General features: G+C 36.3%; 14 protein-coding genes and 1 tRNA gene. 14 read left to right on the forward strand and 1 reads right to left on the reverse strand.

What is annotated here, in order from left to right; genetic code table 11:
- The first annotated feature begins 78 nt into the window (after window positions 1-78).
- The 14 genes from LNP19_RS06410 to LNP19_RS06475 all read left to right on the forward strand — a co-directional run bounded on the left by LNP19_RS06410 (window position 79) and on the right by LNP19_RS06475 (window position 12,531).
- Window positions 79-792 (forward strand): pyridoxine 5'-phosphate synthase, encoded by a 714-nt coding sequence (locus tag LNP19_RS06410; RefSeq protein ID WP_230063955.1) that lies wholly within the window; start codon window positions 79-81, stop codon window positions 790-792.
- Window positions 793-887: 95 nt separating this feature from the next.
- The gene (locus LNP19_RS06415; RefSeq protein WP_230063956.1) at window positions 888-1,649 is read left to right on the forward strand and encodes an alpha/beta fold hydrolase; all 762 of its coding nucleotides are present in this window, start codon (window positions 888-890) and stop codon (window positions 1,647-1,649) included.
- A 53-nt stretch (window positions 1,650-1,702) separates the two neighbouring features.
- Window positions 1,703-2,047 (forward strand): phage holin family protein, encoded by a 345-nt coding sequence (locus tag LNP19_RS06420; RefSeq protein WP_230063957.1) that lies wholly within the window; start codon window positions 1,703-1,705, stop codon window positions 2,045-2,047.
- 83 nt (window positions 2,048-2,130) lie between these two features.
- A complete protein-coding gene (locus tag LNP19_RS06425) occupies window positions 2,131-2,496 on the forward strand; it encodes a hypothetical protein (protein WP_230063958.1) in 366 nt (121 codons plus the stop codon).
- 294 nt (window positions 2,497-2,790) lie between these two features.
- Window positions 2,791-3,645 carry a DUF3347 domain-containing protein gene (locus tag LNP19_RS06430; RefSeq protein WP_230063959.1) on the forward strand — a complete coding sequence of 285 codons (855 nt, stop codon included), beginning with the start codon at window positions 2,791-2,793 and terminating at the stop codon, window positions 3,643-3,645.
- Between the two features lie 31 nt (window positions 3,646-3,676).
- Entirely contained in the window at window positions 3,677-4,156 is a 480-nt protein-coding gene (locus LNP19_RS06435) for a TlpA family protein disulfide reductase (RefSeq protein ID WP_230063960.1), read from the forward strand.
- Window positions 4,157-4,161: 5 nt separating this feature from the next.
- On the forward strand, window positions 4,162-4,689 hold the full coding sequence (locus LNP19_RS06440) for a heavy-metal-associated domain-containing protein (RefSeq protein ID WP_230063961.1): 528 nt from the start codon (window positions 4,162-4,164) through the stop codon (window positions 4,687-4,689).
- 1 nt (window position 4,690) lies between these two features.
- Window positions 4,691-5,500: a hypothetical protein gene (locus LNP19_RS06445; RefSeq protein WP_230063962.1), complete on the forward strand. Its 810-nt coding sequence runs from the start codon at window positions 4,691-4,693 to the stop codon at window positions 5,498-5,500.
- Window positions 5,501-5,563: 63 nt separating this feature from the next.
- Window positions 5,564-6,268: a DUF3347 domain-containing protein gene (locus LNP19_RS06450; protein ID WP_230063963.1), complete on the forward strand. Its 705-nt coding sequence runs from the start codon at window positions 5,564-5,566 to the stop codon at window positions 6,266-6,268.
- Between the two features lie 92 nt (window positions 6,269-6,360).
- A complete protein-coding gene (locus LNP19_RS06455; protein WP_230063964.1) occupies window positions 6,361-6,921 on the forward strand; it encodes a helix-turn-helix domain-containing protein in 561 nt (186 codons plus the stop codon).
- Window positions 6,922-7,007: 86 nt separating this feature from the next.
- Entirely contained in the window at window positions 7,008-9,542 is a 2,535-nt protein-coding gene (locus LNP19_RS06460; RefSeq protein WP_230063965.1) for a heavy metal translocating P-type ATPase, read from the forward strand.
- 38 nt (window positions 9,543-9,580) lie between these two features.
- Complete coding sequence (locus LNP19_RS06465) at window positions 9,581-9,811, forward strand: hypothetical protein (RefSeq protein ID WP_230063966.1); 231 nt, start codon at window positions 9,581-9,583, stop codon at window positions 9,809-9,811.
- Window positions 9,812-10,005: 194 nt separating this feature from the next.
- Complete coding sequence (locus LNP19_RS06470) at window positions 10,006-12,282, forward strand: multicopper oxidase family protein (RefSeq protein WP_230063967.1); 2,277 nt, start codon at window positions 10,006-10,008, stop codon at window positions 12,280-12,282.
- A gap of 177 nt (window positions 12,283-12,459) precedes the next feature.
- Window positions 12,460-12,531 (forward strand) — tRNA-Glu (locus LNP19_RS06475).
- A 130-nt stretch (window positions 12,532-12,661) separates the two neighbouring features.
- Here the strand turns inward: LNP19_RS06475 and LNP19_RS06480 are convergent.
- Complete coding sequence (locus tag LNP19_RS06480) at window positions 12,662-13,645, reverse strand: phosphotransferase (RefSeq protein ID WP_230063968.1); 984 nt, start codon at window positions 13,643-13,645, stop codon at window positions 12,662-12,664.
- Window positions 13,646-14,163 lie beyond the last annotated feature (518 nt).

Genomic DNA, 14,163 nt, shown 5'->3' on the forward strand with positions numbered 1-14,163 from the left:
AAAAGGCAAATAGTCCTACCTTTTACTTTGTATTTTTGCCGTTGTAAAACAGTTGTTTCATAAATAAAAAGTGTACCAATGACAAAGTTAAGTGTAAATATCAACAAAATAGCTACTTTACGTAATGCGCGTGGAGGAAATGTTCCCGATTTATTGAAGGTAGCCACCGACATTCAAAAATTTGGCGCACAAGGAATCACGATTCATCCGCGTCCGGATGAACGTCACATTCGTTATCAAGATGCACGCGATTTAAAAGCAATCGTTTACACCGAATACAATATAGAAGGAAATCCACAACATAATTTCATCGACTTGGTTTTAGAATGTAAACCGGATCAAGTTACTTTGGTTCCTGATGCGATTGGAGCGATTACTTCTTCGGCAGGATGGGATACCATAAAAAACCAAGCGTATTTGACCGAGATGATTCAGGAATTTCAACGCAACGGCATTCGAACTTCCATTTTTGTGGATCCCGTTTTAGAAATGATTGAAGAAGCCAAAAAAACCGGTACAGATAGAATCGAATTGTACACTGAAGCTTTTGCACATCAATACAGTTTGGGAAATGAAAACGGAATTGATCCTTACATAAAATCCGCGGTTTTGGCTAATGAATTGGGACTTGGGATCAACGCAGGTCATGATTTGAGTTTAGATAATATTCAATTTTTCAAACAAAACATCCCCGGTTTACTCGAGGTTTCCATCGGGCACGCACTGATTTCTGAGGCATTGTACTTGGGCTTGGAGAATGTGGTTAATATGTATTTACAAAAATTAAAATGATTTTCGATTGAAGATTAACGAATGATGATTTTTGATTTTACTTTCAAAGTCATTTTCTGCAATCTAAAATCGGTACTCTAAAATCTAAAATCAAAATGTTATATTCAAAAATAGAAGGCGCAGGAAAGCCGCTTTTAATCCTCCACGGATTTCTGGGAATGTCAGACAATTGGAAAACACTCGGAGTGCAATTTGCTGCCGATGGTTTCGAAGTTCACTTATTAGATTTGCGCAATCACGGTCGTAGCTTTCATTCAGAAGAATTTAGTTATGCATTGATGGTTCAAGATGTTTTTGAATACTGTCAGGGCAATAATCTTAAAAGCGTTAACATTCTAGGTCATTCGATGGGTGGAAAAACCGCGATGTTGTTTGCAACAACCTATCCTGAAATGGTTGATAAGCTCATTGTAGCCGATATTGGTCCCAAATTTTATCCGCAACACCATCAAACCATTTTGGCAGGCTTGAATGCCGTTGATTTTTCTAAAAAGCCAAGCCGATCCGAAGTTGAAGAAATTTTAGCGCAGCACATAACCGATTTTGGAACCCGACAATTCTTGATGAAAGGTTTGTATTGGAAAGAACCGGGACAACTCGCTTTCCGTTTTAATCTAGTAGTTTTTAATAGAAAAATGGATGAAATAGGGGTAGCCTTAGCAGAGAATGCAGTTTTTGTGAAACCTACGCTTTTTATTCGCGGGGGCAATTCCAATTATGTTTTAGACAGTGATATGGAAAACATAAAGCAACATTTTCCGGATTCAGTACTAGAAACAATTCCAAATGCGGGTCATTGGCTTCATGCCGAAAATCCACAATTGTTTCATCAAATGGTATTTTCTTTTTTGAAATAGAACAACTAATTTGAATTAGTAGTACTTTTATTAAAATCTTAAAACAAAAATTCATGAAATTGATCCTTAAAATTCTGATTACGGCGGCACTGGTTGTGTTTATTTCACGTTTTATGCCAGGAGTTCATGTTGCTGGTTTTACGACGGCTTTATTTGTTGCCATCGTTTTGGGCTTGCTTAATATATTTATCAAACCTATCTTAGTGATACTAACTTTGCCGGTCACCATTCTTAGCTTGGGATTATTTTTGTTGGTCATCAACGCATTAATGATTTTGTTGTGCTCCAATATTGTGGGAGGATTTGGCGTAGATTCGTTTTGGACAGCCTTATTATTTAGTGTAATTCTATCTTTATCCCAATCCATATTGAATGGAATATTGGGCGAAGGAAAATAAAATCGGTTTTTAACAACTATTTAGGAGGGTATAAAATGGCAATAACGGCTAATTTTATACCTTTGCTTTTTAAATGAGGATTGATGTCTAAAAAGTTTTACATCTTATTGTTGGTTATGTTTGGTTTCTTTATGACGCCAAGCCTAGCTTTTGCATGTGGAACAAAGACAGAGAAAGCTTGTTGTAAAAAAGAATCTTCTTCACAAACTGAAACTCCTGATTGTTGTAAGAAGAATAAAAAATCAAACGAAAGTTCGCATAGCGGTTGCGACGGAGCCTGTAAGAATATTTCTTGCAGTCCTGTTGTTCATTTGGGCTTGCCTTCTGTATTCTATGAAGAATTGAACCAAACTTTCCTTTTTTCGAAAGAAAATCAAAATTATTATTATTCGGAAATCTTTATTTCTTCAGATTTTCGTTCTGTTTGGCTTCCACCTAAAATAAGCTAAATTCCTTTATTGACAGCCAGAAGTCTGTCTGATTCAAAGCCTTCTTGTGCTTTAAAATCATTAAATTTTAATCTAAATGCATTTTTAATTATAGTCATTGTGCTATAGTTTGTTTCGTGCTTTAGGTTTATCTCACTTCTAAATTAATATTAGAATGAAAGGAGCATTGCTGCAAATTGGTCTTAATTGAAAATCATCGAATGCCAAAACAAAGTTGTATACGATGATATAAATACCAAAGGCAATTCTGCAAATTACATTCGACTTTTAAAAACAACATTAAATATCTACAAAATGAAATCAATAAAAAACATATTGATGGCAATAACGCTATTGCTTTCAGTCACTATCGCGAATGCGCAAATTAAAAATGCTACCACCGAAAACATTAAAATTTATGGGAACTGTGGTATGTGTAAAAAAAATATCGAAACAGCTGCCAACGTTAAAAAAGTAGCAAAGGTAGATTGGAATGCTGACACGAAAATGGCTACTATAACTTATGATGCTAAGAAAACCAATTCAGACGAAATCTTGAAACGTGTGGCATTGGCTGGTTATGATAGCGATAAATTTTTGGCTCCGGATGCAGTTTATGATCAATTACACGGTTGTTGTCAATACGACAGAGAAGCAAAAACTGTTGAAACTGGAATGGCAAAAATAGAAAATCATACTAATCATGCGATGCAAACGAATAAGCTACAGCAAGAATCGAATCAGTTAAATGCGGTTTTTGATACTTATTTTTTGGTAAAAGATGCATTGGTAAAAACGGATGGTGCAACGGCATCGGCCGAGGCTAAAGAATTGCTTTTGGCTCTTAATGCTGTTCAAATGGATCAATTAGCGATGGATGTGCATATGGTTTGGATGAAAGTAATGAAAGATTTAAACACAGAGGCCAAAACAATTTCTGAAACACAAGATGTCAAAAAACAAAGAACCCTATTTATGTCTTTGTCTAAAAATATGCATGATCTAATAAAGGTGGCCAAATATGAAGTTCCTGTTTATTATCAGTTTTGTCCTATGGCAAATGGAGGGAAAGGTGCAAATTGGTTAAGTAAAGAAGATTCGGTTAAAAATCCTTACTATGGTTCTCAAATGTTGAGCTGTGGAGAAACTGTCGAAACGATTAAGAAATAATTCAGTCAAGGCTGTTTAAAATCATAAATTAATGATTAAAATAAAAAATATAATTCTGGCTTTCAGTTTTATGCTTGTTTTTTCAAGTGTTAAGGCTCAAGTGAAATTGGGAGATACTTTTCCTAATGTCGCATTGCAAAGCAATCAAAATACTGTAGTGAAATTAGATTCATTCAAAGGGAAAACAGTTCTGGTAGATTTTTGGGCTTCCTGGTGCGGTCCTTGCCGATTGGCCAACAGAAAATTAGTTAAACTCTATGAAACCTATAAAAACAAAAACTTTGAAATTGTTGGAATATCCATCGATACAGATAAGACAAAATGGTTGAATGCCATTGCAAAAGACAAAATGAAACACCAGCAATTGATAGATGCCAAAGGATTCGACGCTAAATCTGCAGTGACTTTTGGGGTAGAAGAATTACCGGCTGCTTATCTTTTTGACACTACAGGTAAACTAATCGCAATCAATCCAACAGAAGAAGAAATTATTGCCCAAATTAAAAAATAAATACTATGAAAACATCAAATATAAAATTGGTAGCAATCGCACTTTTTGCTTTAATGACAAGTGCTCAAATCCATGCTCAAATCTCAAAAGCTGAAATAATAGCCACGGGACTAACCTGTTCGATGTGCTCGAATGCGATAAACAAACAGTTGAAAGCAATGACCGAAGTGGACAGTGTAGGCACTGATTTGAATACCAATACTTTTACAGTTTATTTCAAGAAAGACAATGCGGTTCAGCCTAAAGTACTTAAAACTGCCGTTGAAAAAGCAGGGTTTTTTGTGGGCTCAATGGTGCTGACAATGCCTTTTGATAATTTAAAAATTGAAGATAATGTTGTTGTTAAAAAAGGAGAAGCTTCGTTTGTTTTTATCGACAGCAAAAATCAAGTTTTATCGGCCGAAACGAGAGTGAAGGTGCTAGACAAAGGTTTTGTAACTCAAAAAGAATATAAAAAATTAATGAAATCCTATTCTAAGTATCCGAGTTATGCGACAGAGAATGAGGACGATTATCATGTGAAAACTTTTTAATATGAGGTATTTATCTATTGTTTTATTGGCTTTTGTTTCGTTCGAAATGAATGCTCAGGAATTATTTGTAGTTACTGAACCCGCGAGCAATGTTCCTGCGGGTTCCATTGGGGTTCGTGTTGGTCAATCTTTGATGAAAAAGGAAATAGGCAGTGGCTCCGTTTATGGTCTTTCTCCTGAGGTGACTTGGGGAATCAATAAGAATTTGATGGTGCGCGGCTCAGTTTTTTCGACTAATGCCACTAATGAATTGAAAGCCGAAGGTGCTGGTGTATATGCTAAATATCGTTTCTTTTCGGTAGACGATTTGCAAAGCCATTTTCGTATGGCTGCTTTTGGACGTTACAGCTGGAATAATTCGGCTATAAGGCAAGAAGCTATTGATATGACTGCTGGAAATTCGGGCTATGAAGCGGGCTTGGTTGCGACACAATTGATCAAGAAAGTAGCGATTAGTTCTTCTGTTAGTTACGGAAAGGCCACAGACAACAAACCGGATTATCAGTTTCCGGAATTTCTGGGAAGCAATGCTTTAAATTATACTTTTTCTGTAGGAAGATTGATGCATCCTAAAAAATACACTAGCTTTAAACAAACTAATATCAATACGATGTTGGAATTTGTTGGGCAAACTTTGACTGATAGTGGAAAATCGTATTTGGATGTGGTGCCTTCTGTTCAATTTATAATCAACAGCCAGGCGAGAATTGATGTGGCTTACAAAAAGGAATTGTACAGTTCGATGCTCCGTTCCGCTTCGGATGGTTTTTATCTAAAACTGGAATATACTTTCTTTAATGTAACCAAGTAGATGAAACTGACTTTAGAGAAAAGCAGTGAGGAAAATACCAACAATTAAATTTAATTTAATAATATGAAAAATAAGATCTTTTCTATAATTGCCGTTGCATTCTTGTTTATTGGTTGCAACCAAAAAAGCAAGCAGGCTGAGACTTCTAATTTGGAACAAACAGAAACGGCTTCTGGACAATATGCTTGCCCTATGCATCCTGAGGTTATTGGCAAAAAAGGAGGTTTATGTCCAGTATGTGCTATGGAATTGACAGAGCCAATTAGTAAAACAAGCCAAAAGGCAGTTGTTGAAGCCAAAGCGGAAACTAAAATAAATGAAGTAATTTTGTCTTCATTTACAATCAATAAAGTAGTTGAGGATTATCTAAAACTGGCCAATGCGTTAGCCAATGACGATTCTAAAGCCGCGGCCAAAGTATCTGCGATTTTATCCGTAACTTTAAACTCCTCGAATCCGAATGAATTGGATGAGCTTGGGAAAAAGAAATACGCGAAAATTTCCGCTGTTATAAATGAACATTTGAAACATATTATTGGAAATCCAGCTGATATAGACCATCAAAGAGCATATTTTGCCCTGTTGAGTAAAGACATGAATGATCTTATTAAAGCTTTTGGAACAGACAAAAAACTCTATCAGGCTTATTGTCCAATGTATGAAGAAGGAAAAAGTGGGTATTGGATTTCTGAAACCAAAGAAATCCGAAATCCGTATTTTGGCTCTCAAATGTTAAATTGTGGCAGCATTGTAGCTACTGTAAAATAGTATTTTGAAATGAGTGTAACCGTAATTAGTCGTATTCACTAACGAAGATTTGTGAATAGAATAGGACTTACTGATAAATAGATTTCACATCAATGAAATTATACATAAAGAATATGGTTTGCAACCGATGTGTCATGGTGGTGAAGTCTGAACTGAAAAAGTTTGGACTTCATCCCGTCTCGGTTGAATTGGGCGAAGTAGAAATTTCCGAAGATTTGGAAAAAGAAAAAGAGCATGAGCTGAACGAGCAATTGCTTGTTTTGGGTTTCGAAATTATAGATGATAAAAAAAAGCGAATAGTCGAAAAGGTAAAAAACCTGATTGTGGAATTAGTCCATTTGAAAGACAACCGTTTCAAAACGAATTTATCAGATTATTTAGTAGCGGCCATTGGGAATGATTACAGCTATATCAGTAATTTGTTTTCATTGCAAGAAGTCACTACTATTGAGCAATATTATATCCTTCAAAAAATTGAAAGGGTCAAAGAGTTGCTCGTTTATGATGAGTTAAGTTTGAATGAGATTGCTTTTGAACTCAATTACAGCAGTGCATCGCATTTAAGCAAGCAGTTTAAAAAAGTAACAGGTTTGACCCCTACGTATTTCAAAACCTTGAAAGAACAAAAACGTCAACCTCTTGAAAATCTATAAAAGATACAAAAGAGAACCAAAATTGTATAAGAGTCAAGGTCTTATTTAGTGGCAACTTTGTATTACTAATTTTAAGATACAATAGAATGACACATACCTATACTATTAACGGAATGAGTTGCGATGGTTGTCGTACCAAAGTAGAAAAAACGCTCAACGCCATAGAAGGGATTCAGGCCACGGTGGTTTTAGAGTCCTCTTTGGCTACCATTACAATGAAAAATCATATTCCTACCTCAGAATTACAACAAGCTTTGTCCAAAGCGGGTAATTATACCATAGAGATGAGTAAATCTCCCACTAAAGCGGATAAAGAAGAACCGATGGCGAAATCCTGTTGCGGCACTCAAAAAATGCACCAGCACAAAGTTGAACATTCGGTTTTAATAAATGCTGCCGGAAAATACTATTGCCCTATGCATTGCGAGGGAGATAAAGTATATGACAAAGCGGGTGATTGCCCTGTTTGCGGAATGGACTTGGTAAAAGCACCTGATTTAACTCCGGCGAAGACCATGTTCACTTGCCCGATGCATCCTGAAATTATTCAAGAAGGACCAGGGTCTTGTCCTATTTGCGGGATGGATTTAGTACCAATGGAACCTGCGGAAAGCGAGGAGAATAAGACCTATATTGATTTATTGCATAAAATGAAAATAGCTCTTATTTTTACAGTGCCCATTTTTATTATTGCCATGTCTGACATGATTCCCAATAATCCATTGTTGAAAATTATGGACACTTCAGGTTGGAATTGGGTTCAGCTTGTTTTATCGCTACCAGTTGTTTTTTATGCAGCCTGGATGTTTTTTGAACGCGCTTGGAAGTCAATTGTTAGTTGGAATCTCAATATGTTTACCCTTATTGGGATTGGTTCAGGAGTAGCTTTTCTGTTTAGTTTAATAGCTTTGTTTTTCCCTGAAATATTCCCGAATGAATTTAAATCTCATGGAGGAACAGCGCATCTTTACTTTGAAGCGACAACAGTGATATTGACCTTGGTTTTATTAGGACAACTATTAGAAGCCAAAGCCCACAGTAGAACCAGTGGGGCAATTAAAGAGTTGTTGAAGCTGGCGCCCACAGTAGCTACCTTAGTTGCTGATGGAAACGATAAAGTTATTGCTGTCCAAGATATCAAGAAAGGCGATTTGTTAAGAGTAAAACCGGGAGAGAAAATTCCTGTTGACGGAAAAATAACTGCCGGAGAAAGTACTATTGATGAATCAATGATTTCGGGAGAGCCTATCCCAGTGGATAAAAAAATCGATGATGCTGTTGTTGCAGGAACGATAAATGGAAATAAATCTTTTGTTATGGTCGCTGAGAAAGTAGGTTCAGAAACCTTACTCTCTCAAATTGTACAGATGGTCAATACCGCCAGCCGATCTAGAGCACCTATCCAAAAAATGGCTGATAGGATTGCGAAGTATTTTGTGCCTATTGTTGTGATTGTGTCCATAATTACTTTCTTTATTTGGGCAAGTTTTGGTCCGGAACCGGCTTTGGTTTATGGATTTATCAACGCCATTGCAGTGCTGATTATCGCTTGTCCATGCGCATTAGGATTAGCAACACCCATGTCAGTAATGGTGGGAGTGGGTAAAGGAGCGCAATCTGGAGTTTTGATAAAAAATGCCGAAGCATTAGAAAACATGAATAAGGTAAATGTATTGATTACAGATAAAACGGGAACTATAACTGAGGGAAAACCTTCTGTAGAAAAGGTGTTTTCTTCTAATAATCAAGAGGATGATTTACTGCTAAATATAGCTTCATTAAATCAGTACAGCGAGCATCCTTTGGCGCAAGCCGTAGTAAATTTTGCAAAAGCGAAAAATATTTCATTAGTTGAAGTTAACGATTTTGAGGCTGTAACCGGAAAAGGAGTGATAGGAACGGTAGCCAATAAAAAAGTAGCCTTAGGAAATAAAAGCCTATTAGAACAAGTTGGAGCAACGGTTACTTCTGAAATTGAAAATAAAATTATTGCAGAACAAAAGCTGGGAAAAACAGTTTCCTATATCGCGATAGACAAAGTGGTTTTAGGCTATGTGACCATCACCGATGCGATCAAAGCGACAAGTGCTGCGGCTGTAAAAGAATTGATGCGTCAAGGAGTTGAAGTCATTATGATGACAGGCGATAATAATAATACCGCTAAGGCTGTCGCCGATGAGTTGCAACTGACTTCCTTTATTGCGGGTTGTTTGCCTGAAGATAAACTCAAGGAGATTAAAAAAATACAAGCCGAAGGAAAAATCGTGGCGATGGCGGGTGACGGAATCAACGATGCGCCTGCTTTGGCTCAAGCCAATGTAGGAATAGCAATGGGAACCGGTACCGATGTGGCGATTGAAAGCGCTAAAATAACCTTGGTAAAAGGCGATTTACAAGGGATTGTGAAAGCAAAGAAACTGAGTCATGCCGTGATGAAAAATATCAATCAGAATTTATTTTTCGCCTTCTTTTACAATGTGCTGGGGATTCCGGTTGCAGCCGGAGTATTGTATCCTTTTTTTGGATTGCTATTGTCTCCTATGATTGCGGCTTTAGCGATGAGTTTTAGCTCTGTTTCTGTTATTGGAAATGCCTTGAGACTTCGAAATTTAAAATTGTAATGATGTTATAGTTTGTTTTTAATCTAAAAAATAAAATCATGAAAGCACTTCGAAAATTAGTATTGATGTTGGGTGTAGCTGCTTTTTTATTTTCCTGTCAGTCCACTAATACGGTTTTGTCAAAATCAGAGAAAAGAACCCAAATCATGAACGCCATTGCCAATGACGAAAGTATGTCTGAGGAAATGATGGAAATGTTGATGAATAATAAAATGAAAGCAATGGATCAGAAGTCTAAAAAAGAAGAAGATCATAAAGGGCATCACTGAGATTTAAAATAATCCAAAAACGATAAAGTTATGAATAATCATGGTAATGAAGGAATGCATATGGGAGCCTACTCATTTATGGGAATGCATGTTTTTTGGTGGTTTTCAATATTGTTTTTTGCGCTGTTATTAATAGTATTGGCCCATAGGTATAGAAAAAGAAAGTAAATCTATTAAACAGAAAGTGAAAAAAAATGAAACTTAAATTAAGTTTACTACTAGTATTAATTGCAATTGCTGCTAACGCTCAAAAAGTAGTTCGCTATGATTTGTATGTAAAAGATACTCTTGTTAAATTTTCAGGAAAGGAAAAAAGAGCGATTGCTGTAAACGGGCAAATCCCGATGCCTACATTGACTTTTACCGAAGGGGATATTGCCGAAATCTATGTTCATAATGAAATGGAAGAGGCAACTTCTTTGCATTGGCACGGTCTCTTTTTGCCTAACAAGGAAGATGGTGTCCCTTTTCTTACGCAGATGCCAATTGCTCCTCATACTACCCACAAATACAGCTTTCCTATCGTGCAAAGTGGGACACACTGGTACCATAGCCATTCCGGAATGCAAGAACAAATTGGGATGTATGGCGCTTTGATTTTGAAAAAGAAAGACAATGATCCTACTTTTAGAAAAGGAATTGATGATCTACCAACGCTTCCTGTTGTTTTAAGCGAATGGACAGATTACAATCCGGATAATGTGCATCGAATGCTACACAATGCTTCGGATTGGTTTGCTATCAAAAAAGGAACAACCCAAAGTTATGCCGAAGCCATCAAAAAAGGACATTTTAAAACCAAACTCACTAACGAATGGAAACGCATGCTGGCTATGGATGTCAGCGATGTGTATTATGATAAATTTTTAATTAATGGAAAAAATGAATCAGTAGCTCCAGATTTTAAGTCGGCAGCGGGAGATAAGGTGCGTTTGCGAATTTCAAATGCCGGTGCTTCCTCTTATTTTTGGCTGACTTATGCCGGCGGAAAAATTACGGTCATTGCCAATGATGGAAATGATGTGGAACCGGTTGAAGTAGATCGATTAATAATAGGAGTTTCAGAAACCTATGATGTGGTGTTGACTATTCCTGCGGATAAAACCGCCTATGAATTTTTGGCTACGCCGGAAGACAGAACGAAATCGGCTTCATTGTATATTGGAAATGGGATCAAACAATTAGTTTCGCCTTTGCCAAAATTGAATTATTTTGAAGGGATGAAAATGATGAATGATATGATGAACATGGACGGAACCATGAATGATATGGGTATGGATATGAGTTTGCAAAAAATGGATATGAATACCGTGATGTACCCAGAGATTACTGGTGATATAGAAAAAAGAGAAAAGAAAAAAGCGGAAAGAGAAAAACCAAATGAACTTTCCAATACAATGGATAGGAATGATAAAACGGATCATTCAAAGCATACTATGAGTTCCAATTCCTCAGATATTACAACGCTAAATTATTCGATGCTGAAATCACCCACGGTGACTACGCTTCCCAAAGATGCTCCCGTGCGGGAATTGCATTTTGAATTAACGGGAAATATGAGTCGCTATCAATGGAGTATGGATAATAAAGTGCTGGCAGAATCGGATAAGATTTTAATTAAAAAAGGAGAAAATCTTCGCATTGTTTTGCGCAATAATTCCATGATGCGCCATCCTATGCATTTGCACGGACATGATTTTAGGGTGTTAAACGGTCAAGGAGATTATGCACCATTGAAAAATGTGTTGGACATTATGCCAATGGAAACTGATGTTATTGAATTTAATGCCAATACTGATGGAGATTGGTTTTTTCATTGTCACATTTTATACCATATGATGGCGGGAATGAACAGGGTTTTTAGTTATGAAAACTCGGCTCCCAATCCGCTTTTGCCCAATAAAGAATGGGCTTACAAAAAATTACAAAGAGAAAGTAACGGACTTCATTTTATGGCCGAAAATGATTTTGCTACCAATGGGAATGATGGAAGAGCCATGCTGCAAAATGCAAGATGGAGTTTTGAAACCGAATGGCGTTTGGGGTATCATGCCGAACACGGTTATGAAACTGAAACACATATTGGCCGCTACATCGATAAAAATCAATGGTTGATGCCATTTATTGGTTTCGACTGGCGTTATCGAAAAATGGGAAGGAACGAAATAGAGAAAAACGTTTTTGGAAAATCGAATACTAAGGATAAAAGAGCGGTGTTGAGTTTAGGAGTCAATTATACTTTGCCTCTTTTAGTGGTTGCTCAAGCTGAGGTTTCCCATGATGGGAATGTTCGTTTTCAGTTGATGCGGGAGGATATTCCGGTTTCAAAACGACTGCGAATGGCGTTTATGGTCAATACCGATAAGGAATATATGGCAGGATTGAAATATATTGTGGGTAAAAATATTGGGATAACCACACATTATGACAGTGACATGGGGGCGGGTTTTGGAATCAATTTGAATTATTAAGAGTTTTATAGCCTCTTGTTTTTGAAAAAACTTTCTTCTCCTTTTTTTGGTAAGTGCTAATTATGAATTGGTTGTAATTGGCGCATGAAAAAAAAGCTGTTTTTGATTGGCTGTTTTGGATTTTGGGTTTGCGCATCTCGAAAAAAGTACTATTTTTGCACCCGCAATACAAAGTAAGGCCCGTTCGTCTATCGGTTAGGACGCATGGTTTTCATCCATGTAAGAGCGGTTCGATTCCGCTACGGGCTACATTTTATAAAAACAAGCTTAAAAAGCCTCAAAAATTATTTTTCGAGGCTTTTTTTATTATTTGATTTGCTGTTTCTTTTTTGCAGTTTTGATAAAATAAATACAACAGTTCAATTTTAAGAAATCTGGATTATTTTGTGGTATCATGATAGCTGAGCCAAGATTGCATTCTGCCTACATACATTTTTAGATAATTTTTGGTCAAAAAGATATTAGACCAATCAAATCGTTGCGATTGTACGCCAAGATAAAAAATCCAAATTGCCGCTGCAGCTTCCGGAATTAATTTGATTTCTTCGGGAGTTAATGGTTTGATACTTTGATAGCCTTTTAAGAAATGGTCTTTTTTGAGTTCGTATTCTGCTTTATCTGCTTCAATATGGAAAAGCTGTTTGCAAAAATAAGCCACATCTGAAACTAATATACCGTTGCCACAAAAGTCAAAATCAAAAATGGTGATTTCGTTTTTATCTGTCACGCTCATATTGTCATACCAAATATCCAAATGAATAATTCCTTTTCGAACCTTTGAATAGTCGATCGTGTCAAAAGTTTGACTGATTTTCTTGCTTTGGTTTTTTATGAATTGCATTTCCGTATTCGATTCCAGAAAATGATTTTTCGCATATTCATAAGGCAATCGTAACAAAGTCTCTACATTATAATCGATGCGATCGATACTTTTGTTGGCAGTCGTAGTGTGAATTTTGGCTATCAGCATGCCAATAGAAAAACAAGTTTTGCTATCCATGAATCTTATTTTGTCTCCTTTGGCAAAAGAGAAAAGAACGGCATGACGCAGTCCCTCTGGGGCGTTTATATCTTGAATGAATTCGCCTTGATTGTCCGCAATAGGAAAAGAGATGCTAAGTTGGTTTTCTTTTAGGAGCTGTAACAATTTGATTTCTTCTTCAATTTCAGACTTGGAACGCCAGTTAAAGCAATATACACGAAACACATATTTTGCATCGTTGTCAGTGATAAAATAGGTGTGATTCATTCCTGTTCTATACAGTTGGCAAGTAGCGTTTTGGCTCAAGGTGTATTTTTCTATAGCCAATTGACCTAATGCGGTAGCAGAGAGAGTGGATGTTGTAACTGGAAAATGTGTCATTTTTTTTAATTTTTACCCGGATTGCAAAGCTATGCTATTGATTAGATTTGCAAAATACAATCGATAATAAAATGTTTTAAAAGTCTGAAGACTTAATGACGTTAATAGTTTATAAGATGATTTTTAAAAAAAAGCGCAAAGTCGGGAGACTTTGCGCAGCAGGGTATTTTGAATATGTATTAGGTTTTAGTGGATCAATAGGAAAAGCTGTGAAATTTCAGAAATTATGCATAAATTGAAGTTAGCCTAAAAAGAAAAAAATCAATATTTCTCATTCCTGTGAATTTTGATTTGAAAGCTTCAGTTTTTCTAATTATTCTTTATCCGTATTAAGTGGTTTTTGTAGGAATTCGATAAGTGTTTTTTAGTGCTCAGGTTGGCTCTTTTTTAGTGTTTTATTGCTGCTTTCCAGTTTTGATACTTCAGTCATACACTATCCATGCTTTAACTATGCATTATCCGTTTGGTGATTTTATGCTATTTTTTAGTTTAAAAGCTTGGATTTATATGTTTTTTCT

The organism is Flavobacterium acetivorans (genome assembly GCF_020911885.1).
GTDB classification, from domain to species: Bacteria; Bacteroidota; Bacteroidia; order Flavobacteriales; family Flavobacteriaceae; genus Flavobacterium; species Flavobacterium acetivorans.

Excerpts from the sequence above, each read along its gene's own strand:
- LNP19_RS06415 (WP_230063956.1), top strand. The coding sequence starts at position 888 with ATGTTATATTCAAAAATAGAAGGCGCAGGAAAGCCGCTTTTAATCCTC.
- LNP19_RS06420 (WP_230063957.1), top strand. The coding sequence starts at position 1,703 with ATGAAATTGATCCTTAAAATTCTGATTACGGCGGCACTGGTTGTGTTT.
- LNP19_RS06425 (WP_230063958.1), top strand. The coding sequence starts at position 2,131 with ATGTCTAAAAAGTTTTACATCTTATTGTTGGTTATGTTTGGTTTCTTT.
- LNP19_RS06455 (WP_230063964.1), top strand. The coding sequence starts at position 6,361 with ATGAAATTATACATAAAGAATATGGTTTGCAACCGATGTGTCATGGTG.
- LNP19_RS06440 (WP_230063961.1), top strand. The coding sequence starts at position 4,162 with ATGAAAACATCAAATATAAAATTGGTAGCAATCGCACTTTTTGCTTTA.
- LNP19_RS06480 (WP_230063968.1), bottom strand. The coding sequence starts at position 13,645 with ATGACACATTTTCCAGTTACAACATCCACTCTCTCTGCTACCGCATTA.
- LNP19_RS06470 (WP_230063967.1), top strand. The coding sequence starts at position 10,006 with ATGAAACTTAAATTAAGTTTACTACTAGTATTAATTGCAATTGCTGCT.
- LNP19_RS06410 (WP_230063955.1), top strand. The coding sequence starts at position 79 with ATGACAAAGTTAAGTGTAAATATCAACAAAATAGCTACTTTACGTAAT.
- LNP19_RS06460 (WP_230063965.1), top strand. The coding sequence starts at position 7,008 with ATGACACATACCTATACTATTAACGGAATGAGTTGCGATGGTTGTCGT.
- LNP19_RS06435 (WP_230063960.1), top strand. The coding sequence starts at position 3,677 with ATGATTAAAATAAAAAATATAATTCTGGCTTTCAGTTTTATGCTTGTT.
- LNP19_RS06465 (WP_230063966.1), top strand. The coding sequence starts at position 9,581 with ATGAAAGCACTTCGAAAATTAGTATTGATGTTGGGTGTAGCTGCTTTT.
- LNP19_RS06445 (WP_230063962.1), top strand. The coding sequence starts at position 4,691 with ATGAGGTATTTATCTATTGTTTTATTGGCTTTTGTTTCGTTCGAAATG.
- LNP19_RS06430 (WP_230063959.1), top strand. The coding sequence starts at position 2,791 with ATGAAATCAATAAAAAACATATTGATGGCAATAACGCTATTGCTTTCA.
- LNP19_RS06450 (WP_230063963.1), top strand. The coding sequence starts at position 5,564 with ATGAAAAATAAGATCTTTTCTATAATTGCCGTTGCATTCTTGTTTATT.